The sequence below is a fragment of the Bacteroides sp. RCH18 genome, assembly GCF_058231005.1.
In genome coordinates this window covers 642,106-664,478 of sequence record NZ_JBIPTC010000001.1, presented here as the reverse complement: position 1 = coordinate 664,478, position 22,373 = coordinate 642,106, and the positions used below count along the sequence as shown (strand labels likewise).

Below are 22,373 nucleotides of genomic sequence, written 5' to 3'. Positions count from 1 at the left end.
AGAATTATGGCAACAAAAGAATTTTTTCCGGGAATTGAAAAGATTAAATTTGAAGGTAAAGATAGTAAGAACCCGATGGCATTCCGTTATTACGATGCAGAGAAGGTGATTAATGGTAAAAAGATGAAGGATTGGCTGAGATTCGCTATGGCATGGTGGCATACATTGTGCGCTGAAGGTGGTGACCAGTTCGGTGGCGGAACAAAGCAATTCCCATGGAATGGTAATGCAGATGCTATACAGGCAGCAAAAGATAAGATGGATGCAGGATTTGAATTCATGCAGAAGATGGGTATCGAATACTATTGCTTCCATGACGTAGACTTGGTTTCGGAAGGTGCCAGTGTAGAAGAGTACGAAGCTAACCTGAAAGAAATCGTAGCTTATGCAAAACAGAAACAGGCAGAAACCGGTATCAAACTACTGTGGGGTACTGCTAATGTATTCGGTCACGCCCGTTATATGAACGGTGCAGCTACCAATCCTGACTTCGATGTAGTAGCTCGTGCTGCTGTTCAGATTAAGAATGCGATTGATGCAACGATTGAGCTTGGCGGAGAGAATTATGTATTCTGGGGTGGTCGTGAAGGCTATATGTCTCTTCTGAACACAGATCAGAAACGTGAAAAAGAACACCTTGCACAGATGTTGACGATTGCTCGTGACTATGCCCGTGCCCGTGGTTTCAAAGGTACTTTCCTGATCGAACCGAAACCGATGGAACCGACTAAACATCAATATGACGTAGATACGGAAACTGTAATCGGCTTCCTCAAAGCTCATGGTCTGGATAAGGATTTCAAAGTAAATATCGAAGTGAATCACGCAACTTTGGCAGGTCACACTTTCGAACACGAATTGGCTGTTGCTGTAGACAATGGTATGTTGGGCTCAATTGACGCCAATCGTGGTGACTATCAGAATGGCTGGGATACAGACCAATTCCCGATCGACAATTATGAACTGACTCAGGCTATGATGCAGATTATCCGTAATGGTGGTCTCGGTACCGGTGGTACAAACTTTGATGCTAAAACTCGTCGTAATTCTACTGATCTGGAAGATATCTTTATCGCTCACATTGCAGGTATGGACGCTATGGCCCGTGCACTTGAAAGTGCAGCGGCTCTGCTTAACGAATCTCCCTATAAGAAGATGCTGGCTGACCGTTATGCTTCATTCGATGGCGGCAAAGGTAAAGAATTTGAAGACGGCAAGCTGACTCTGGAGGATGTGGTTGCTTATGCAAAAACAAAAGGCGAACCGAAACAGACTAGCGGCAAGCAAGAACTTTATGAAGCAATTCTGAATATGTATTGCTAATTAATATTTAAAACAGGCGGTAAAGCAGCGGTAGGGCTGCTGCTTTATCGCCTGACTTTTTCTAATCCAACTACTACACTACTTTATCCACTTTTTAAAACTATGAATAATACAACGAACGAAGGAAGTAAACTCTACTTGTATTCGATTACTTCTGTTGCTATTTTGGGCGGTTTGCTCTTCGGTTATGATACGGCGGTTATATCCGGCGCGGAAAAAGGGCTCGAAGCCTTCTTTCTGTCCGCTTCCGATTTTCAGTATAATAAAGTAATGCATGGCATTACTTCTTCCAGTGCATTAATTGGCTGTGTACTTGGCGGTGCTCTGTCCGGTATCTTTGCTTCGCGTTTGGGACGTCGTAACTCATTGCGGCTTGCTGCTGTGTTATTTTTCCTCTCGGCACTCGGCTCTTATTATCCGGAAGTTCTTTTCTTCGAATACGGAAAACCGAATATGGATTTGTTGATAGCATTCAATTTGTATCGTGTTCTGGGAGGTATCGGAGTAGGACTGGCTTCAGCGGTATGTCCGATGTATATTGCTGAAATTGCTCCTTCCAATATTCGTGGAACCCTTGTTTCGTGCAACCAGTTTGCCATTATCTTTGGTATGTTGGTTGTGTACTTTGTGAATTATCTGATTATGGGTGACCATCAGAATCCGATTATTCTGAAAGATGCTGCCGGTGTGTTGTCAGTAAGTGCTGAGTCGGATATGTGGACAGTTCAGGAAGGATGGCGTTATATGTTTGGTTCGGAAGCTTTCCCGGCTGCTTTCTTCGGTCTGTTGCTGTTCTTTGTTCCAAAGACTCCTCGTTATTTGGTTCTTGTACAGCAGGAAGAAAAGGCTTACACTATTCTGGAGAAAATTAACGGTAAGAATAAAGCTCAGGAAATTCTTAATGATATTAAGGCTACTGCTCAGGAAAAAACAGAGAAACTCTTTACTTATGGAGTAACAGTGATTGTGATCGGTATTCTATTGTCCGTATTCCAGCAGGCGATCGGTATTAATGCAGTACTTTACTATGCTCCGCGTATTTTCGAAAATGCAGGTGCCGAAGGTGGTGGCATGATGCAGACAGTGATTATGGGTATTGTGAACATTATCTTTACGCTGGTTGCTATCTTTACGGTAGACCGCTTTGGTCGTAAACCATTGCTGATTATCGGATCTATTGGTATGGCTGTAGGAGCATTTGCAGTGGCAATGTGTGATAGTATGGCAATCAAAGGTGTTCTTCCGGTACTTTCCATCATCGTATACGCTGCTTTCTTCATGATGTCATGGGGACCGATTTGCTGGGTCTTGATTTCAGAAATCTTCCCGAATACGATTCGTGGTAAAGCGGTTGCTATTGCAGTGGCTTTCCAATGGATATTCAACTACATCGTATCTTCTACTTTCCCGGCATTGTATGACTTCAGTCCGATGTTTGCGTATAGCTTATACGGAATCATCTGTGTCGCTGCCGCTATCTTTGTCTGGCGTTGGGTACCCGAGACTAAAGGGAAGACGCTGGAAGATATGAGTAAGCTCTGGAAGAAAAACAAATAAATTAGGTTAGTGTTTTTTATCATGTCATTGTGACGTGAGATTATTAAGATTATGACATCATGCAAATTGTATGATGTCATAATCATATATGGATATTATAATCTGTGAATCAGTGGTTTATTTTGCATTATCTATTTCTGGATACTCCGAACCATCCCGGCACAGGAAAATAAAAAGGAGAACGGATATAGCCCGGATGAGTCAGCTTTCCTTCATCCACCCGCTTTTGTAATCTGCGGAGTGCAGTGGCTTTTCGAAGTCCACATAATGAACAAAGCTGCTGTGTGGTAATACAAGGGTTATCTTTGAAGAATTCAGCTAATCTCCCGTCTATTTCTATATCGCTCAATTCCTGTGACCTGCGGGTCTCACTAACCTTTTCAAAAGTCGTAGCCTTTAATTCGCGAAGCAAATCTTTTTCCGGAGTAAAAACGATTCCGCTGCAATGGATATTTTCGGCACGGATTTCTTTGGGAGAACGTACTTCGGGTGATTCCGCTTTGATACGGAATGAACCGATTCCCGGAATGTGAATACTATTCCCGTTGGATAATTCTTGTTTGAAAACATTGGCAAACTCTATAAAAGACCCTATTACGTCGCTTTGTCTTAAACTACTTCTGGATTCAATCGTTTCGGCTATATCTTCCAGTGTGATGGTGTCCCGTACAACCAGTCGGGCGTGATATCTGGTTTTATTGGAATCTTTAGGTTGGGGAGTCAGGAAGAAATCATAAAGTGCATTCATTGCTTTAGTTGTTTTGTGCGTATCAATTAGCAGACTTACGCAGTCATTTTATTTATTTTGTGCCTTTCTATTGATTGGCTCACATTATGTGCAACAGCTAACTCACATATTGTGTAATAACTGTCGCTCATTATGTGCGACAGCTATCGCACGAATGGTGCTACGCCTAATATGATGCGTCAAAATTACTAATAATTCTAATCAAAAACAACACTCCAAAGGCTTATTTCTGTTAGATCATTTTTCAAAAAAGAATGAGTCGGCTTATTTGCAAATCCGGTATTCGGTAGTCTATTTTTGTGTCTCAAACCTCATAATAATTAAAAAAACAGCAAGTATGAAAACAATAATTAGAGAAATGGTAGAGACAATAAAACAATTGTTTGCACAGAAACAACAAATGCAGGAGCCGGTAGTTGCCAATTACGAGGTATCCGGAATCGTGGAACAAAAGACACTGAAGAAGAAGGAGGAGCTTGAGAAGGCAGGTGAAAAAACGGGTAAATCTAATAAATGGAGTCAATCGTTGACTTTGCAATTAAAAGAGTATTTGAATGACAATTTTGATTTCCGTTATAACAATCTGACAGGAGCTACGGAATATAGGGAGAAGAGTGGAAAGAACTGTTTCCGACCTATTGATGAACGCGAAATGAATGGAATGATTGTGGATGCCCGCCTGGAAGGAATACCTTGCTGGAGAGGGGATGTACCCACCATGATTCTTTCAAATAAAGTGGAGTCTTATAATCCTTTCCATCTTTATGTAAAGGAATTGCCGGGTTGGGATGGAGTAGATCGTGTGACCCCTTTATTGTTACGTGTTTCAGATAATGAGATATGGCTAAGAGGAGGACGTTGCTGGTTACGGGCAATGCTTTCACAGTGGAGTGGGGAAGAACGTCTGCACGCCAATGTACTTACTCCTGTATTGATAAGCGGGAAGCAGGGATTGAGTAAAAGTACTTTTTGCCGATTGCTGATGCCCGACTCATTACGGTATTATTTTATTGATAATCTGAATCTGACAGCAGGTAGTTCGCCGGAGAAGAAACTCGTGAAAAACGGATTGATTAATTTAGACGAATTTGATAAGATTAAAGAGAGTCAACAGGCTACATTAAAGAATCTTCTTCAAATGGTGAATGTTCCCGTTTTTCGCGGCAAGCGACTGGGATGGGTGAATGAGTCCCGTCTTGCTTCTTTTATAGCCACAACAAATGTCTATCAGGTATTGATTGACTCCACAGGAAGTCGTCGTTTTCTGTGTGTGGAGGTGTTAAAACCTATTTCGGAAGAACCTTTGGAGCATAAGCAAATATATGCGCAACTGAAAGAAGAACTGAAATCCGGCGCACCGGATTATTTAAACAAAGAAGAAGAAAAGGCTTTGCAGAAACATAACAAGGCATATTATCGCCAATCCTTACTAGAAGATGTGTTTCATTGTTGTTTCCGTCATCCTTTGGAAACGGAAAAAGGTATCTGGCTGACAACAGCTGAAATATTTCAAGTGATGCGTAAATTCAACTCTGCAGCTTTGAAAGAAGTCTCTGCACGTCAATTGGGTCTGAAACTTTCAGCCATGGGATATATGGTAAAGCATACGTCTTTTGGAAATCAGTATTATGTGTTTAATCTTTCGGCTGAGAAAAAAGAAGTGTCATTGTAATGCGTTATTATACAGGTGGTTATTGTGAAAAGTGATTTGCTGGTATATACATTTTATGCTTACTCCTTGAAAAAATACCGAATTAATTTTGCGGATTAAAATATTGTTCGTAGTTTTGCGAACAATAAATATAGAGGAGATATTGAAGTGAAAGAAAAGCAGTATACAGTAGAACAGGAGCAGATAGCTCGTTTTGCTAAAGCTATGGGACACCCGGCACGAATGGCTATTCTTAGTTTCTTGGCTAAACAGGAAAGTTGTTTCTTTGGAGATATTCACGAAGAATTGCCTATTGCTAAAGCAACCGTTTCACAGCACTTGAAAGAGCTGAAAGATGCAGGATTAATTCAGGGAGAAATAGAAACGCCCAAGGTGCGATATTGTATTAACAAGGAAAATTGGGAACTTGCCCGCAAATTATTTGCTGCATTTTGGGGAGATTGTAAATGTACAGGAACATCGTGCTGTGGATAATAGCACTTTTTTTTGAGGATATTGTTCGTAGTTCTACGAATTACGATTAAGAGAAAAACTTTAATATAGAATAGAAAATGGAAATCAAAGTATTGGGAACCGGGTGTGCAGGCTGTAAGGCATTGTATGAAACAACTAAACAAGCAATTTTTGAATTGGGTTACGATGTCGTATTAATTAAAGAGGAAGATTTATTAAAAATCATGGAATATAATGTTTTAAGTCTTCCGGCTTTAGTCATTGACGGAAAAATCGTATCCGCTGGGAAAAGATTATCACTTGCAGAAGTAAAAGAATTGATAACCCAATAATACTATAGTTATGAAGAAATTCTTTTATTTACTATTCTCAACCATTATCTTAATATCCTGTGGTAATGGTGCAAAAGCAAAAACAGAGGCACAGAGTATGGAAGAAAAGCAGCCTGACCATATTGAGGTGCTTTATTTCCACGGAGCGCAGCGTTGTATCACCTGTCGGGCAATAGAAACTAATATAGTAGCCCTTTTGGATAGCCTTTATTCCAAAGAGCAGGCAGACGATAGGATTATCTATAAGGTTATAGATATTTCAAGAAAGGAAAACGGGCAAATTGCAGACAAGTACGAAGTTACTTGGTCGTCCCTGTTTGTGAATGGTTGGAAAGATGGAAAAGAAAATGTAAACAACATGACAGAGTTCAGTTTTTCCAATGCAAGAAAATCACCGGACAAATTTAAAGAGGGAATTAAAAATAAAGTTGATGAATTGCTAAAACAGTTGTAGGATGGATTTTCTTCAATCACTATTAGACAATAGTTCTGTCCCTGTTATAACAGCCTTTATCTTAGGAATTTTAACGGCAATCAGTCCGTGCCCTTTGGCTACTAATATAACGGCAATAGGTTTTATTAGTAAGGATATAGAAAACCGTCACCGTATATTCATAAATGGGTTACTTTATACATTTGGCAGGATAGTGACTTATACAGTACTTGGGTTTATTCTGATTCCGGTTCTTCGTGAGGGGGCAAGTATGTATATGGTTCAAAAGGTGGTAAGCAAATACGGTGAGATGTTGATTGCTCCGGTATTAATTATCATAGGGATATTCATGCTCGATATTATAAAGCTAAATATACCCAAAATCAATATTGGCGGAGAGGGGCTAAAGAAGAATACAAAAGGTAGTTGGGGAGCTTTGTTATTGGGTATTTTGTTTGCTCTAGCCTTTTGCCCCACCAGTGGAATTTTCTATTTCGGTATACTTATGCCTTTGGCGGCAGCAGAAACGGGCGGGTATTTTTTACCCGTAATATATGCTATCGCTACAGGGGTGCCTGTAATCCTTGTTGCTTGGATATTGGCGTATAGTGTAGCCGGATTAGGTCGGTTTTATAACAGCGTACAAATTTTTGAAAAATGGTTTCGCAAAATTGTTGCTATACTCTTTATAGTCATAGGAATCTATTATGCGGTCGTTTTTTATTTCTGAACAATTTGATAAATTAAAATAAAAGACAGTATGAAAAAGATAGAAATTTTTGACCCGGCAATGTGTTGCCCTACAGGTTTGTGTGGAACAAATATCAATCCTGAATTAATGAGGATTGCAGTTGTTGTCGAAACATTGAAAAGACAGGGTGTTATTGTTATCCGTCACAACTTACGGGATGAACCACAGGTGTATGTGAGTAATAAAACAGTAAATGAATATCTTCAAAAGAATGGTGCAGAAGCTTTACCTATTACTTTGGTAGATGGTGAAATTGCAGTTTCTAAAGTTTATCCTACCACTAAACAAATGAGTGAATGGACGGGAGTAAATTTAGATTTAATGCCCGCTAAATAAATGTATAACAGATTTATATTAAAAAAAATGAAAGCATTCAATTTATCCGATATAGCACTGACTAAATACCTGTTTTTTACAGGTAAAGGTGGAGTAGGAAAGACTTCCATTGCTTGTGCCACAGCAGTTGGTTTGGCTGATAAGGGAAAGAAAATACTTCTTATCAGTACAGATCCGGCTTCTAACTTACAAGATGTTTTCGATCAATCCTTAAACGGACACGGTACAGCAATTTCAGAAGTGCCGGGACTGACTGTTGTAAACCTCGACCCTGAGCAGGCAGCAGCAGAATACAGAGAAAGCGTTATCGCACCTTTCAGGGGAAAATTACCTGAAAGTGTTATTCAGAATATGGAAGAACAGCTTTCAGGTTCCTGCACGGTGGAAATCGCTGCTTTTAATGAGTTCTCAGATTTTATTACCGATGCTGTTAAAGCAAAGGAGTATGACCATATTATTTTTGATACAGCACCTACCGGACATACATTGCGAATGTTGCAGCTTCCATCTGCGTGGAGTACATTTATTAGTGAAAGTACACATGGTGCATCCTGTTTAGGGCAGTTATCAGGCTTGGAGGAACGGAAAGGAATTTATAAACAGGCGGTAGAAACCCTATCTGATACAAGCGCAACTCGGTTAGTATTGGTCAGTCGTCCAGAAATTGCTCCATTGAAAGAAGCTGCCCGCTCTTCACATGAATTACAGCTATTGGGAATTAAAAATCAGTTATTGGTGATAAATGGTATTTTACAGCAACTGAATGAAGCGGATGATGTGTCACGACAACTGCATAACAGGCAGCAAAAAGCATTACAGGGTATGCCTGCTGAACTATCTGAATATCCTATGTACAGCGTTCCTCTACGTTCTTATAATTTATCTGATATAGCTAATATACGCCGTATGTTATACAGCGACAGCCTAACGGATGATATTTGTTATCAGCCGATAAGTGATGCCAAAAGTATAGACGATTTGGTTAATGACCTCTATACTTCCGGTAAGAGGGTAGTGTTCACAATGGGAAAAGGCGGTGTAGGTAAAACCACCTTAGCAACTGAAATAGCTCTGAAATTAATAAAACTTGGTGCAAAGGTACATCTTACTACCACTGACCCGGCAAATCATCTGAACTATGACATCGCTATAAAATCGGGTATCACAGTCAGTCATATTGATGAAGCGGAAGTATTGGAAAACTACAAGAATGAAGTTCGTAGCAAAGCGGCAGAGACCATGACTGCCGAAGATATGGAATATATTGAAGAAGATTTACGTTCGCCATGCACACAAGAAATAGCAGTTTTCAAGGCATTTGCCGAAATTGTAGATAAGGCGGACAATGAAATTGTAGTGATTGATACAGCACCGACAGGTCATACATTGTTGCTTTTGGATGCTACCCAAAGCTACCATAAAGAAGTAGAACGTACACAAGGAGCAGTTACGGGAGCAGTAGCCAATTTATTGCCTCGCTTGCGTAATCCAAAGGAAACGGAAGTTGTAATTGTTACTTTACCTGAAGCGACACCTGTGTTTGAAGCTGAACGCCTGCAAATGGATTTGCAGCGTGCCGGAATTAATAACAAATGGTGGGTAGTAAATGCCTGCCTGTCAATGACAAATACGGAAAATACATTCTTGCAGGCGAAAGCGCAAAATGAAGTGAATTGGATTGAGAAAGTAGAACAATTGTCAAAAGGTAATGCTGCCTTGATCGGATGGAAAAATATATAGGAATTGGATTTTTTGAAAGATACCTGACTGTTTGGGTAACTTTGTGTATTGTTGCTGGTATTGCTATCGGACAATGGTTTCCGGCAATATCGCAAACATTGAGTAAATTAGAATACGCCAATGTGTCTATACCTGTGGCTATCCTGATTTGGTTAATGATTTATCCCATGATGCTGAAAGTGGATTTTCAGAGTATTAAAAACGTTGGTAAGCGTCCGAAAGGAATTATCATCACTTGTATTACAAATTGGCTTATAAAGCCTTTTACAATGTTTGGAATAGCTTATCTATTCTTTTACGTTATTTTTAAGTCTCTAATATCTGCCGAATTGGCCGAGGAATATTTAGCCGGGGCAGTCTTATTGGGTGCTGCACCTTGTACGGCAATGGTATTTGTATGGAGTTATCTGACCAAAGGGGATGCTGCCTATACATTGGTACAGGTTGCAGTGAATGATTTAATCATATTGGTTGCTTTCGCTCCTATTGTTGCTTTTTTATTGGGTATAGGTGGCGTTACGATTCCGTGGGATACATTATTGCTTTCAGTTGTATTGTTTGTTGTCATTCCTCTTTCTGCCGGAATAATAACCCGTATACTGGTCATTCGGCGAAAAGGGATAGAATATTTTAATACTGTATTTATCCGTAAGTTTGATAATTATACGATTGGCGGATTACTATTAACGCTTATCATTTTATTTTCATTTCAAGGAGAAACCATATTGAACAATCCATTGCACATCGTATTGATTGCTGTTCCGCTTGTGTTGCAAACAGTTCTGATATTCTTTGTGGCCTATAGTTGGGCGAAATGGTGGAAATTGCCTCACAGTATAGCTGCACCTGCCGGAATGATTGGTGCAAGCAATTTCTTTGAATTGTCGGTGGCTGTGGCCATATCGCTTTTTGGTTTGCAATCCGGTGCTGCATTGGCTACAGTGGTAGGGGTATTGGTAGAAGTTCCGGTCATGCTGATGTTAGTGAGAGTTGCAAATAATACATACAGTTGGTTTACAATAAAATCAAGTATGAGTAAATAGAATACTCCGGATTGTGCGTACAGGAAATCAAGACATCGAATAGGAGACTTTGAAGTAAGAATGATAAATATTCATTGGTTTAAAAACACTATTAAAGTATAAGCTGTACCTTTGCACTGTCTTTTTATAAAACATGTATTGTTATGGAACAACATCCTATTAAAATCAATAAAGTACAGATACGTAATCTTCAAATTGAAGACTATGCACAGTTATCCCAATCGTTTACCCGTGTTTATTCTGATGGTAGCGATGTCTTCTGGACTCATGCCCAGATAAAGAAATTAATAAGTATTTTTCCGGAAGGGCAGATTGTTACAGTCGTTGACGACAAGATTGTAGGTTGTGCTCTTTCTATTATAGTTGACTATGACAAGGTAAAGAACGACCATACGTATGCACAAGTTACGGGTAAGGAAACATTCAATACTCATAATCCGGAAGGAAACATCCTGTACGGTATTGAGGTATTTATTCATCCGGGATACCGCGGTTTGCGTCTGGCTCGTCGTATGTATGAATATCGCAAGGAACTTTGCGAAACATTGAATTTGAAAGCTATCATGTTCGGTGGTCGTATTCCGAATTATCATAAATATGCCGATAAGATGCGCCCGAAAGAATATATCGCACGGGTACGCCAGCGTGAAATTTATGATCCGGTTCTTACCTTCCAATTATCGAATGATTTCCATGTTCGCAAGGTAATGACCAATTATTTGCCGAATGATGAGGAATCCAAGCATTATGCCTGTTTGTTGCAGTGGGATAATATTTATTATCAGCCGCCTACACAGGAATATATCAACCCAAAGACGACTGTCCGTGTGGGACTGGTACAGTGGCAGATGCGTAGTTACAAGACATTGGACGACCTCTTCGAACAAGTGGAGTTCTTTGTAGATGCCGTATCAGATTATAAAAGTGATTTTGTTCTTTTTCCGGAATATTTCAACGCTCCTTTGATGTCGAAGTTTAATGATAAAGGAGAATCACAGGCTATTCGTGGATTGGCAAAGTATACCGATGAGATCAGAGACCGTTTTATAAACCTGGCTATCAGTTACAATATCAATATTATCACAGGAAGTATGCCGTATGTAAAGGAAGATGGTTTGTTATATAATGTAGGCTTCCTTTGCAGGCGTGACGGAACTTATGAGATGTATGAAAAAATGCACGTTACTCCGGATGAAATCAAGAGTTGGGGATTGAGTGGTGGTAAACTGCTGCAAACTTTCGATACAGATTGTGCGAAGGTCGGAGTGCTGATCTGTTATGATGTGGAATTTCCTGAACTTTCCCGTTTGATGGCAGATCAGGGAATGCAAATCTTATTTGTACCTTTCCTGACTGATACACAGAATGCTTACTCCCGTGTTCGTGTTTGTGCCCAGGCACGTGCGATTGAAAATGAATGCTTTGTAGTCATAGCAGGTTGTGTCGGAAATCTTCCCCGTGTTCATAATATGGATATTCAATATGCACAGTCGGGAGTATTCACTCCATGTGATTTTGCTTTTCCAACTGATGGAAAACGGGCGGAGGCCACTCCGAATACGGAAATGATTCTGGTTTCGGATGTCGATCTGGATTTATTGAATGCACTCCATACTTACGGTAGTGTGCGCAATCTGAAGGATCGTAGAAATGATGTATATGAAGTGCGGCTGAAGAAGTAAAAGGAGACTGTTTAGTTGGTTTCAAACCAAGACCCCGTTGGTTTAAAACCAACGAGGCTTTCCTTTTAAACCAAGAGGGCTTTGGTTTAAAACCAATAAAAGGAATGTTTTTTAACCCTTTCCGGAAGTACCGCTTTCGAGGATGCTGACGATAGAAAACAGTGTGAAGCAAATAGCTCCCAGTCCTACTAAAACTCGTGCCGGAATAAAATAATCAGCGTTTACGGTAGCAAGCTCGAATACAAAGGCAGCCAGAAACAGGCATGTTAATGCTGTCAGTACCGGAATTATAGGGATTCGGTTGGCCAGCTTGAACTCCCGTCTCCATATCTTAGCGAGCAGAATCACCTTGCTGGAAATACTGTAACATACCAGACCAAGGCCAAGCATGATGTATCCGGTAGTGCCGTTTGCACTTCCCGAGTCGGCAAGGATGACGAATATGCCCCATACAAAAGAGATCGATCCCATGAGTAAAACCAGTTTCGGCCATTTGTTACGTTCTCTTTCCGAATAGTCGTTCCGGACCTGACGGGCTATGGTTGCTACCAATGCAATCAGACTGGTACAAATACATGCGAGCCCTACCATCACATGCCCTGCTACAAAATAAGCAGGATGGGAATGACTGTTGCTTAACAGGATGAACGCCCATATCCATGCGATACAGGAAATGACGATTGCGAGAAAGATCATTGCCCGTCTTTGGCCAATAGAGAACGCTCCCTCCGGCACTTCATTTCCGGTAGCTTTGGCATTGGCCGGAATTAAAGAAAATCGGGTGGAAGAGGTAGCGGCGGTAGCTACACAGGCTGTGATAAATCCTACACCGGTTATGACATGCCCTGCGACGAAGGCTGAAGTAGTGGTAGCACTATTGAAAATGCATATACCTCCGATAATTGTTATGATAGCTGCCAGATAGCCCACAACAGGTAAAACGTATTTTGTCGCTTCATTATAGGTATGTATGATTTGCCGGATTATTGTGGCTGCCGTACAGAACAGCGCAATGCATATCATACCTAGTGAAAATACAACAGGACCTGCCACCAGACGGTTTCCCGCATCACCATAACCGTAAATGAATGCTCCGTATCCGAAGCAAAAGACCGCCATCGCCAAAGGGATTGCTCTGAATAAAATACTAATACCGTAATTCATAACTTAAGTGCTTTTTATTTTCCCACTAAAACAAGGAGATATCGGTTTTGTTTAATGCAACATCCATTTATAAACGATAACTTCACATGATTCCAATTAAAAGTCCTTGCTTTTTGCTCAACTAAACAAATGTTTTTGTAAATTTGCACCCTTAAAAATGGGGATACCCCTCAAATTGTAAATTGTAAATAGTAAAATCGTAGATATAGCTATGGGTAAGAGATTTACTGAATATTCGCAGTTTGACCTTTCACAGGTGAACAAAGATGTGTTGAAGAAGTGGGACGAAAACCTGGTTTTCGCCAAGAGTATGACAGAACGTGATGGCTGCCCTTCGTTTGTGTTTTTCGAAGGACCTCCCTCGGCTAATGGTATGCCGGGTATTCACCATGTAATGGCTCGTACCATTAAGGACATTTTCTGTCGTTACAAAACAATGAAAGGTTACCAGGTAAAGCGTAAAGCCGGATGGGATACCCACGGACTGCCTGTGGAACTAAGTGTAGAAAAAGCATTAGGTATCACAAAAGAGGATATTGGTAAGAAAATCTCTGTAGCAGATTATAACGCTGCTTGCCGTAAGGACGTGATGAAATATACCAAGGAATGGGAAGACCTGACTCATCAGATGGGATATTGGGTGGATATGAAGCATCCTTATATCACGTATGACAATCGTTATATCGAAACATTGTGGTGGCTGCTGAAGCAACTGCATAAGAAAGGTTTGCTGTATAAAGGATACACAATCCAACCATATTCTCCGGCTGCCGGAACAGGACTGAGTTCTCATGAACTGAACCAGCCGGGCTGTTATCGTGACGTAAAGGATACGACCGCTGTTGCCCAGTTTAAGATGAAAAATCCGAAACCGGAAATGGCGGAGTGGGGAACTCCTTACTTTATCGCTTGGACAACAACTCCCTGGACATTGCCTTCAAACACAGCGCTTTGTGTAGGACCAAAGATTGATTATGTTGCAGTTCAGACATATAATGCTTATACAGGAGAACCTATTACAGTTGTTCTGGCCAAAGCTTTATTAAATACACATTTCAATCCGAAAGTTGCTGATCTGAAACTGGAAGATTATAAGGCAGGAGATAAACTCGTACCATTCAAAGTAATCGCCGAATACAAAGGTGCTGATCTTATTGGTATGGAATATGAGCAACTGATTCCCTGGGTGAAACCGGTTGAAGTATCGGAAGACGGTAGCTGGAAAGTAAGTGATAAAGGCTTCCGTGTTATCCCGGGTGATTATGTAACGACAGAAGACGGTACAGGTATCGTTCACATTGCACCGACGTTTGGTGCGGATGATGCGAACGTGGCTCGTGCGGCAGGTATACCATCACTTTTCATGATTAACAAGAAGGGCGAAACCCGTCCGATGGTAGACCTTACCGGTAAGTTCTATATACTGGATGAACTGGATGAAAACTTCGTGAAAGAATGTGTGGATGTAGACAAATACAAAGAATATCAGGGTGCATGGGTAAAGAATGCCTATGATCCGCAGTTTATGGTAGACGGCAAATATGATGAGAAAGCAGCACAGGCTGCCGAATCTTTGGACGTCGCTCTTTGTATGATGATGAAAGCAAACAATCAGGCTTTCAAAATCGAAAAGCATGTACACAACTACCCTCATTGCTGGCGTACAGACAAGCCGGTGCTTTATTATCCGTTGGATAGCTGGTTTATCCGCTCTACAGCCTGCAAGGAACGTATGATGGAACTGAACAAGACGATCAACTGGAAACCGGAGTCTACCGGAACGGGTCGTTTCGGCAAATGGCTGGAAAATCTGAATGACTGGAACTTAAGCCGTTCCCGTTATTGGGGTACTCCACTGCCTATCTGGCGTACAGAAGATGGAACGAGCGAAATATGTATCGAATCTGTAGAAGAACTTTATAATGAAATCGAAAAATCGGTAGCTGCCGGATTTATGAAATCCAATCCGTACAAGGATAAAGGTTTTGTACCTGGTGAATATACCGAAGAAAATTATGATAAGATAGACCTTCATCGTCCGTATGTAGACGATGTCATTCTGGTATCGGAAGACGGCCAGCCGATGAAGCGTGAATCTGACCTGATTGATGTCTGGTTTGATTCCGGCGCTATGCCTTATGCGCAGATTCATTATCCGTTCGAGAATAAAGACATTCTGGATAACCGTGAAGTATATCCGGCTGACTTTATCGCGGAAGGTGTGGATCAGACACGCGGATGGTTCTTTACACTGCATGCTATCGCTACTATGGTATTTGATAGTGTGTCGTATAAAGCCGTGATCTCTAATGGACTGGTACTTGACAAGAACGGTAATAAGATGTCCAAGCGTCTTAACAATGCTGTCGATCCGTTTACTACGATTGAGAAGTATGGTTCTGATCCGTTGCGTTGGTACATGATTACTAACTCATCTCCATGGGATAATTTGAAATTCGACGTTGAAGGAATCGAAGAAGTTCGCCGTAAGTTCTTCGGTACCTTATATAATACATATTCGTTCTTTGCGCTGTATGCCAATGTAGACGGATTCGAATATAAAGAAGCAGATGTTCCGATGGCAGAGCGTCCGGAAATTGACCGTTGGATTTTGTCAGTATTGAACACCTTAATCAAGGAAGTAGATACTTGCTATAATGAATATGAACCGACTAAGGCAGGACGTTTGATCTCCGACTTTGTCAATGACAATCTGTCTAACTGGTATGTTCGTCTGAACCGTAAACGTTTCTGGGGCGGTGAATTTACTCAGGATAAACTGTCTGCTTATCAGACATTGTATACTTGCCTTGAAACAGTTGCGAAGCTGATGGCGCCTATTTCTCCGTTCTATGCCGATCGTCTGTATACGGATTTGATCACTGCTACAGGACGTGATAATGTGGTTTCCATTCATTTGGCTGAATTCCCGAAGTATCAGGAAGAAATGATAGACAAGGAACTGGAAGCCCGTATGCAAATGGCACAGGACGTAACTTCTATGGTATTGGCATTGCGTCGTAAAGTGAACATCAAAGTTCGCCAGCCGCTTCAGTGTATCATGATTCCGGTAGTGGATGAAGAACAGAAAGCTCACATCGAAGCAGTGAAAGCATTGATCATGAACGAGGTGAATGTAAAAGATATCAAGTTTGTGGATGGTGATGCCGGCGTATTGGTGAAGAAGGTGAAATGTGACTTTAAGAAGTTAGGCCCGAAATTCGGCAAACAGATGAAGGCTGTGGCTGCTGCTGTAGCGGAAATGTCTCAGGAAGCGATAGCTGAACTCGAAAAGAACGGAAAGTATACATTGAATCTGGATGGAGCGGAAGCTGTGATCGAAGCTGCGGATGTCGAAATCTTCAGCGAAGACATTCCGGGATGGCTGGTTGCCAATGAAGGTAAACTGACTGTTGCTCTTGAAGTTACAGTTACCGAAGAACTGCGTCGTGAGGGTATAGCCCGCGAATTGGTGAATCGTATTCAAAATATACGTAAGTCCAGCGGTTTCGAGATTACGGACAAAATAAAGATCACAATCTCCAAAAATACGCAAACAGATGATGCGGTGAACGAATATAATACTTATATTTGTAACCAGGTTTTAGGAACATCCCTTGATTTGGCAGATGAAGTGAAAGACGGCACAGAACTTAATTTTGACGATTTCTCATTGTTTGTCAATGTGATAAAAGACTAATACTAATATTGATTAACCTTTTAAACTAGTAAAGTTATGGCAGAAAAGACTAGATATTCGGATGCGGAACTCGAGGAATTCCGTGCCATTATTATGGAGAAGTTGGAGTTGGCTCAACGTGATTACGATCAGTTGAAGATGAGCTTGATGGGATTGGATGGTAATGATACCGACGATACATCTCCTACTTATAAAGTGTTGGAAGAAGGAGCTAATACGCTTTCAAAGGAAGAAACGACACGTCTGGCACAGCGCCAGCTGAAGTTTATCCAAGGATTGCAGGCAGCTTTGGTACGTATTGAGAATAAAACGTATGGCATTTGCCGTGAGACTGGAAAGTTGATTCCGGCAGAACGCTTGCGTGCTGTTCCTCATGCTACACTCAGCATCGAGGCTAAGAACAGTGGTAAAAAATAATAGATAGCTACAAGCTACGGATGACGAGCTACAAGTAGCTGCGCAATGTTTACGCACGGCAACTTGTAGCTCGTTATGTTTAATTTATGATGAACAAATGAAGAAACTATTCACGAAGGGTAGAATTGCCCTGCTTGTTATCTTTTCCGTACTGATTATTGACCAGATCATTAAAATCTGGATTAAGACTCACATGTATTGGCATGAAAGCATACGTGTGACGGACTGGTTTTATATCTATTTCACCGAAAACAACGGTATGGCTTTCGGTATGGAAATATTTGGAAAGTTGTTTCTGACCACTTTCCGTATTGTAGCAGTAGGGCTGATAGGCTACTATCTTTATAAGATTATAAAAAAAGGCTTCAAGACCGGATATATCGTCTGTGTGGCCCTCATTCTGACCGGGGCTTTGGGGAATATTATAGACAGTGTATTCTATGGCGTCTTTTTCAATGAAAGTACTCATTCACAGATTGCCAGCTTTATGCCCGAAGGCGGTGGATATTCTACCTGGTTCTATGGCAAAGTAGTGGATATGTTCTATTTCCCGATTATCGACACAAATTGGCCCACATGGATGCCTTTCGTAGGTGGAGAACATTTTATATTCTTCAGTCCGATCTTTAACTTTGCAGATGCTGCTATCAGTTGCGGTATCATTGCTTTGCTACTTTTCTATAGCAAGTATCTGAACGAATCTTACCATTCACTGGATAAAAATAAAAAGGAAAGCGTAGGTCATGAAGAGTAGGTTTCGGTTTCATCTGTGTTGTGTTTGCATGTTGGCGCTTGCGATAGCAGGCTGTAAAGTCAAAAGACCTGACGATGTAATCTCAGAATCGAAGATGGAGAATTTGCTGTATGATTATCATCTGGCAAAGTCTATGGGAGATAATCTGCCTTATAGTGAGAATTATAAGAAGGCTTTGTATCTCGATGCCGTTTTCAAGAAATATGGTACGACAGAAGCCGTATTCGATTCGTCTTTGGTGTGGTACACACGCAACACGGAGGTATTATCGAAAATTTATGAGAAGGTGAGCAAACGCCTGAAAGCCCAGCAGAATGAAATAAATCATCTGATAGCTTTGCGTGACAATAAACCGAAGATGTCGGAACCGGGTGATAGTATTGATGTCTGGCCCTGGAAACGTCTGATACGTCTGACGGGTGAGATGATGAATGACCAGTATGCCTTTGTATTACCTGCCGATACTAATTATAAAGATCGTGATACATTAGTTTGGGAAGTACGTTATCATTTCCTCGAACCGATGCTTGCCGATTCTTTGAGAGCTGTTACGATGGCCATGCAGGTTATTTATGAAAAGGATACATTAAATCGCCTGGAAACAATCACTGATCCGGGTGTTCACCAGTTACGTTTGTATGCAGATACATTGGGTGTGATGAAGGAAATAAAAGGTTTTATCTATTACCCGGGAGTACAGGGAGAGAAAGCCGGTGCATTACTGGCTGATCGTTTTTCTTTAACCCGTTATCATTGCTCAGACTCGCTTTCTGTAGCCGAACGTGATTCGATTAATCAGCTGGAAGCTCTGAAGACAGATTCTTTAAAGAAGGTATCTGATCAAAAAGATACTAAGATTTCGAAAGACTCTTTGCGAAAAGTCGATGATCTGAAGGATAATCAACGTATATCACCGGAAGAAATGAACCGCCGTCGTACGGTGACTCCTGAAAAGAAGCCGGAACAGATTGAAGTAGAGCAACATATCCAGCAGGAGAAGATTGAGCAAAGAAGGGAACGGCAATTGAATCAGCGTAGAAATCAGCAAAGACGTCAGTCACCTTCCCGTTAATATTATGAAACGCTTTGCCGCTCATTATTTGCTTCTGCCTGATGTTGGCTTTATCAGACAACAAGTAGTAGAGATTGCTGATGAAGGATATGTACGGGATGTTTTTCCGTTGACAGAAGAAATAGAGTCTGTTGAATGGATGCCCGGGCTGATAGCATTACTCCCCGTGAATGAAATAAAAAACACTGAGATGTTCAGCAAAAGCATCTCAGTGTTTCAATTTAATCTTCCAATAGTTTCAGGACAAACTTTCCCATGCTTTAAAGAGGCTCTCACAGCGTCTGCAAAGAGGGGAGAAGTACTGTTTCCTTATTTATTTTATCCTTTTGATTTTACTTCCATGCAACCTGTCGCCGGAACTCGGCACAGATTACTGCGGTAGCGATAGCCACGTTGAGAGATTCCGAGGTCTCCTTTCCTTGTGGATAATTGGGGATATAAAGTTTTCGATTGATGAGTGCTTCCACTTCTTTTCCTATTCCGTTACCTTCATTTCCCATTACGATCAGTCCGTTAGTGGATAATGGTTGTTCGTACATGTTTTCTCCATCCAAAAATGTTCCGAATACAGGAGCATCACCGAGTGAATGAATAAATTCGGGAAGAGAGGTATAATGAACCTTAACACGGGCAATTCCTCCCATAGTGGCTTGTATGGTCTTGGGATTGTATACGTCTACCGTATTCTGAGAGCAGATAATATGTTCGATACCGAACCAGTCCGCCAGTCGGATAATCGTACCCAGGTTTCCCGGGTCCTGAATGTCATCCAGCGCCAGGCAAAGAGACTGTCGTACGAAATCCGGACTTAACGTATATTGCGGTTGCTCGAAAACAGCAAGTACTTGCTGTGGCGTTTTTAGCAGGCTGGCACGTGATAGTTCTTCTTGAGAGACTTCTGCAATTTCATTTGCTTGAATGTCGGGATGCGCTTGTAACCACGAAGAAGTTGCTGCTAGAAAACGGCAAGGGAAATGTCCTAGTAAATCTCCTGTTAATTTAGGACCTTCGGCTAGGAATACTTGTTCTTCTTTACGTGTTTTCTTTAGTTCCAGTGAATGGATATACTTTATTTTATTTTTGCTTAGCATTATTCTTTTACTTCTTTATTTACCGCAAAGCTATAAATATATTTTTAATAAATCGGCTGTTGAACAAGTTTTTTGAAAATAATTCTTTCTCATATTAACAATATTTGTATGAATAAAAATTGATTATCTACTTAATTTTAGTAGATTTGCTTAAAATTAGTAGTTTGATATTCAGTATAAAAGATAACGATATGGAAAGATTGACACAACAAGAGGAAGAAGTGATGATTTACTTTTGGAAAATGGGACCGAGTTTTATCCGGGAGATTGTGAATGAAATGCCGGAACCAAAACCGCCATATACAAGTGTTGCCTCTGTAGTCCGTAATCTGGAGAAAAAGAAATTCTTGTCTCCTTTCAAGTTAGGGAATTCTATTCAGTATCATGTGCTGGTGAAAGAAAGCGACTATAAGCGTAGCTTTATGAATGGAGTAGTAAGTAACTATTTTACAGGTTCGTACAAAGAAATGGTTTCCTTTTTTGTCCGCGATCGTAAAATCAGCAAGAAAGAACTCGAGGATTTAATCAATATTATTGAGGATGAAGAATCATAAATCAAGATAGGCATGGAATCTTTTGCAATCTATTTGATTAAAGTAAATGTAGCTTTGATTGTATTATATGCATTCTATAAGCTCTCTTTCAGCAAGGATACATTTTTCAGGCTGAGACGTATCATGTTGCTGCTGATATGTGTGACTTCGCTGATTTATCCATTGATTGATTTTTCAGGCTGGACGGACGAGTATGCAATAGGAGAAACGATTACTACCGTTTACAATAAACTGTTACCGGAAGTGCTGGTTACTACAGCTGTACCCGTTGCTACAACTGAAGTTGAAGGGACAACCTGGCAGGCCGGTACTTGGTTATGGATTATTTATGGATTGGGAATAGGTATGTTGTTACTGCGTAATCTTTTAGAAGTTAGTAAAATACATCACTCTTTAGCCTGCTCTCAGCGCTATTCTCTGAAAGGTGTACCTGTTTATCAGTCGGAAGACGTAGGGGAGCCCTGTTCCTTCTTTCACTGGATATTCATAAATCCGATGCAATATTCGGATAAGGAAATTAATGAGATATTGATACATGAACAAACTCATGTCCGTGAGTTGCATTCATTGGATATAATACTGGTTCAACTGGTTATATTATTATGTTGGTTTAATCCGTTCTCCTGGTTGATACGCAGTGAAATACGTATGAATCATGAGTATCTGGCGGACAAGCAAGTAGTGACGTCCGGCTATGACAAGAAATCGTATCAATATCATTTGTTGGGAATTAAACATACTTCATTGGCTGCAGCAAACTTCTATAACAACTTTAGTGTATTACCCTTAAAAAAACGAATTAAAATGCTAAACAGAAAAAGAACTCATAACATCATGGTAGGTAAGTATCTGATGTTTATACCAGTGGCCGCATTATTGCTGTTATTCAGTAATTGCGCCAATAAGAAAGCGGATAAAGTCCAGTCTGATACCGAAAAAGCAGATACCATAGAGTTGACTGCTGAACCGGAGAAAACAGCAGAGCCTCAAGTTGATATAACGATCACGGAGACGAAAGGTGATTCTATTTATTCAGTAGTGGAAACGATGCCGGATTTCCCCGGAGGACAGAAAGAACTACTGAGTTTTTTGAGTCGCAATATCAAGTATCCGACGAAGGCGATAGAAAATAAAATTCAGGGTCGTGTTATTGTACAGTTTGTGGTTAACAAAGATGGTAGTATTTCTGGTGCGAAAGTAGTACGTAGCGTTGATCCGGATTTGGATAAAGAAGCTCTTCGAGTGATTAATTCGATGCCAAAATGGAAGCCGGGAATGCAAAAAGGGGAGCCTGTATCTGTGAAGTTTACAGTTCCTATTGTATTCAGAAATCAACAAAATTAGGAATCTTATTCGCCACGATTTATAGAAATAATTGCAAGGATACATAGTCAGTAATATATAGGTATTAGCAAAGCATACCTTGCAAATTTCTATAATTCGTGGTGAAAAGAACTTTTGTCGCATTAATTATTGTTTTGATAATTTCCCCGAACGAAAAATATGCTCTATCTTTGTCCCTATATATTTGCTTCCGCTTTTATAGAGATA

At 40.6% G+C, this 22,373-nt stretch carries 21 protein-coding genes; 18 read left to right on the top strand and 3 right to left on the bottom strand.

From position 1 onward, the window contains the following. The first annotated feature begins 6 nt into the window (after positions 1-6). Positions 7-1,323, top strand: a complete 1,317-nt coding sequence (gene xylA / locus ACHLI0_RS02480; RefSeq protein WP_055217966.1) for a xylose isomerase — start codon at positions 7-9, stop codon at positions 1,321-1,323. Positions 1,324-1,425: 102 nt separating this feature from the next. Further along, positions 1,426-2,880 (top strand): D-xylose transporter XylE, encoded by a 1,455-nt coding sequence (gene xylE / locus ACHLI0_RS02475; RefSeq protein WP_225722365.1) that lies wholly within the window; start codon positions 1,426-1,428, stop codon positions 2,878-2,880. Between the two features lie 127 nt (positions 2,881-3,007). Here the strand turns inward: xylE and ACHLI0_RS02470 are convergent, their stop codons facing one another. After that, positions 3,008-3,628, bottom strand: coding sequence for an HU family DNA-binding protein (locus ACHLI0_RS02470; RefSeq protein WP_074855612.1), 621 nt, complete (start codon positions 3,626-3,628; stop codon positions 3,008-3,010). Positions 3,629-3,965: 337 nt separating this feature from the next. Here ACHLI0_RS02470 and ACHLI0_RS02465 point away from each other — a divergent pair, with 337 nt between their 5' ends. The 9 genes from ACHLI0_RS02465 (at position 3,966) to ACHLI0_RS02425 (ending at position 12,070) form a co-directional block, all read left to right on the top strand. Next, positions 3,966-5,300 carry a DUF3874 domain-containing protein gene (locus ACHLI0_RS02465; RefSeq protein ID WP_490748364.1) on the top strand — a complete coding sequence of 445 codons (1,335 nt, stop codon included), beginning with the start codon at positions 3,966-3,968 and terminating at the stop codon, positions 5,298-5,300. Between the two features lie 147 nt (positions 5,301-5,447). Next, a complete protein-coding gene (locus ACHLI0_RS02460; protein WP_055228746.1) occupies positions 5,448-5,774 on the top strand; it encodes an ArsR/SmtB family transcription factor in 327 nt (108 codons plus the stop codon). A gap of 77 nt (positions 5,775-5,851) precedes the next feature. After that, positions 5,852-6,085, top strand: coding sequence for a thioredoxin family protein (locus tag ACHLI0_RS02455; protein WP_055228747.1), 234 nt, complete (start codon positions 5,852-5,854; stop codon positions 6,083-6,085). A gap of 10 nt (positions 6,086-6,095) precedes the next feature. Continuing rightward, positions 6,096-6,539, top strand: a complete 444-nt coding sequence (locus ACHLI0_RS02450; RefSeq protein ID WP_490748363.1) for a nitrophenyl compound nitroreductase subunit ArsF family protein — start codon at positions 6,096-6,098, stop codon at positions 6,537-6,539. 1 nt (position 6,540) lies between these two features. Continuing rightward, positions 6,541-7,248: an aromatic aminobenezylarsenical efflux permease ArsG family transporter gene (locus ACHLI0_RS02445; RefSeq protein WP_490748362.1), complete on the top strand. Its 708-nt coding sequence runs from the start codon at positions 6,541-6,543 to the stop codon at positions 7,246-7,248. 30 nt (positions 7,249-7,278) lie between these two features. Continuing rightward, positions 7,279-7,605 (top strand): arsenite efflux transporter metallochaperone ArsD, encoded by a 327-nt coding sequence (gene arsD / locus ACHLI0_RS02440; protein ID WP_008765660.1) that lies wholly within the window; start codon positions 7,279-7,281, stop codon positions 7,603-7,605. 27 nt (positions 7,606-7,632) lie between these two features. Then, positions 7,633-9,345, top strand: a complete 1,713-nt coding sequence (gene arsA / locus ACHLI0_RS02435; protein ID WP_490748361.1) for an arsenical pump-driving ATPase — start codon at positions 7,633-7,635, stop codon at positions 9,343-9,345. Next, positions 9,330-10,388, top strand: coding sequence for an ACR3 family arsenite efflux transporter (gene arsB / locus ACHLI0_RS02430; protein WP_196071633.1), 1,059 nt, complete (start codon positions 9,330-9,332; stop codon positions 10,386-10,388). Before arsA ends, arsB begins: the two co-directional genes overlap by 16 nt. 143 nt (positions 10,389-10,531) lie before the next feature. Next, entirely contained in the window at positions 10,532-12,070 is a 1,539-nt protein-coding gene (locus tag ACHLI0_RS02425; RefSeq protein WP_008761493.1) for a carbon-nitrogen hydrolase family protein, read from the top strand. 111 nt (positions 12,071-12,181) lie between these two features. Here ACHLI0_RS02425 and ACHLI0_RS02420 read toward each other — a convergent pair whose 3' ends face one another. Further along, positions 12,182-13,234: a DUF2776 domain-containing protein gene (locus ACHLI0_RS02420; protein WP_196071632.1), complete on the bottom strand. Its 1,053-nt coding sequence runs from the start codon at positions 13,232-13,234 to the stop codon at positions 12,182-12,184. Between the two features lie 211 nt (positions 13,235-13,445). Here ACHLI0_RS02420 and ileS point away from each other — a divergent pair, with 211 nt between their 5' ends. The 5 genes from ileS (at position 13,446) to ACHLI0_RS02395 (ending at position 19,559) form a co-directional block, all read left to right on the top strand. Further along, positions 13,446-16,934 carry an isoleucine--tRNA ligase gene (ileS, locus tag ACHLI0_RS02415; protein ID WP_490748360.1) on the top strand — a complete coding sequence of 1,163 codons (3,489 nt, stop codon included), beginning with the start codon at positions 13,446-13,448 and terminating at the stop codon, positions 16,932-16,934. 36 nt (positions 16,935-16,970) lie between these two features. Beyond that, on the top strand, positions 16,971-17,351 hold the full coding sequence (locus tag ACHLI0_RS02410) for a TraR/DksA family transcriptional regulator (protein WP_005931903.1): 381 nt from the start codon (positions 16,971-16,973) through the stop codon (positions 17,349-17,351). A 97-nt stretch (positions 17,352-17,448) separates the two neighbouring features. Then, complete coding sequence (locus ACHLI0_RS02405; protein ID WP_113748493.1) at positions 17,449-18,105, top strand: lipoprotein signal peptidase; 657 nt, start codon at positions 17,449-17,451, stop codon at positions 18,103-18,105. Then, a complete protein-coding gene (locus ACHLI0_RS02400; protein WP_196071630.1) occupies positions 18,095-19,177 on the top strand; it encodes a DUF4296 domain-containing protein in 1,083 nt (360 codons plus the stop codon). The genes ACHLI0_RS02405 and ACHLI0_RS02400 overlap by 11 nt, the downstream gene beginning before the upstream one ends. A 4-nt stretch (positions 19,178-19,181) precedes the next feature. Beyond that, positions 19,182-19,559 (top strand): hypothetical protein, encoded by a 378-nt coding sequence (locus tag ACHLI0_RS02395; protein ID WP_490748359.1) that lies wholly within the window; start codon positions 19,182-19,184, stop codon positions 19,557-19,559. Here the strand turns inward: ACHLI0_RS02395 and ACHLI0_RS02390 are convergent. Beyond that, entirely contained in the window at positions 19,510-20,268 is a 759-nt protein-coding gene (locus tag ACHLI0_RS02390) for a TrmH family RNA methyltransferase (RefSeq protein ID WP_490748358.1), read from the bottom strand. The two genes, ACHLI0_RS02395 and ACHLI0_RS02390, sit on opposite strands and share 50 nt — an antisense overlap. Before the next feature lie 191 nt (positions 20,269-20,459). Between ACHLI0_RS02390 and ACHLI0_RS02385 the strand changes: the two genes are divergently transcribed. Together ACHLI0_RS02385 and ACHLI0_RS02380 are read left to right on the top strand one after the other, a co-directional pair. Next, a complete protein-coding gene (locus tag ACHLI0_RS02385) occupies positions 20,460-20,822 on the top strand; it encodes a BlaI/MecI/CopY family transcriptional regulator (RefSeq protein ID WP_008761500.1) in 363 nt (120 codons plus the stop codon). A gap of 12 nt (positions 20,823-20,834) precedes the next feature. After that, complete coding sequence (locus ACHLI0_RS02380) at positions 20,835-22,166, top strand: M56 family metallopeptidase (protein ID WP_258972841.1); 1,332 nt, start codon at positions 20,835-20,837, stop codon at positions 22,164-22,166. The last annotated feature ends 207 nt before the right edge of the window (positions 22,167-22,373 follow it).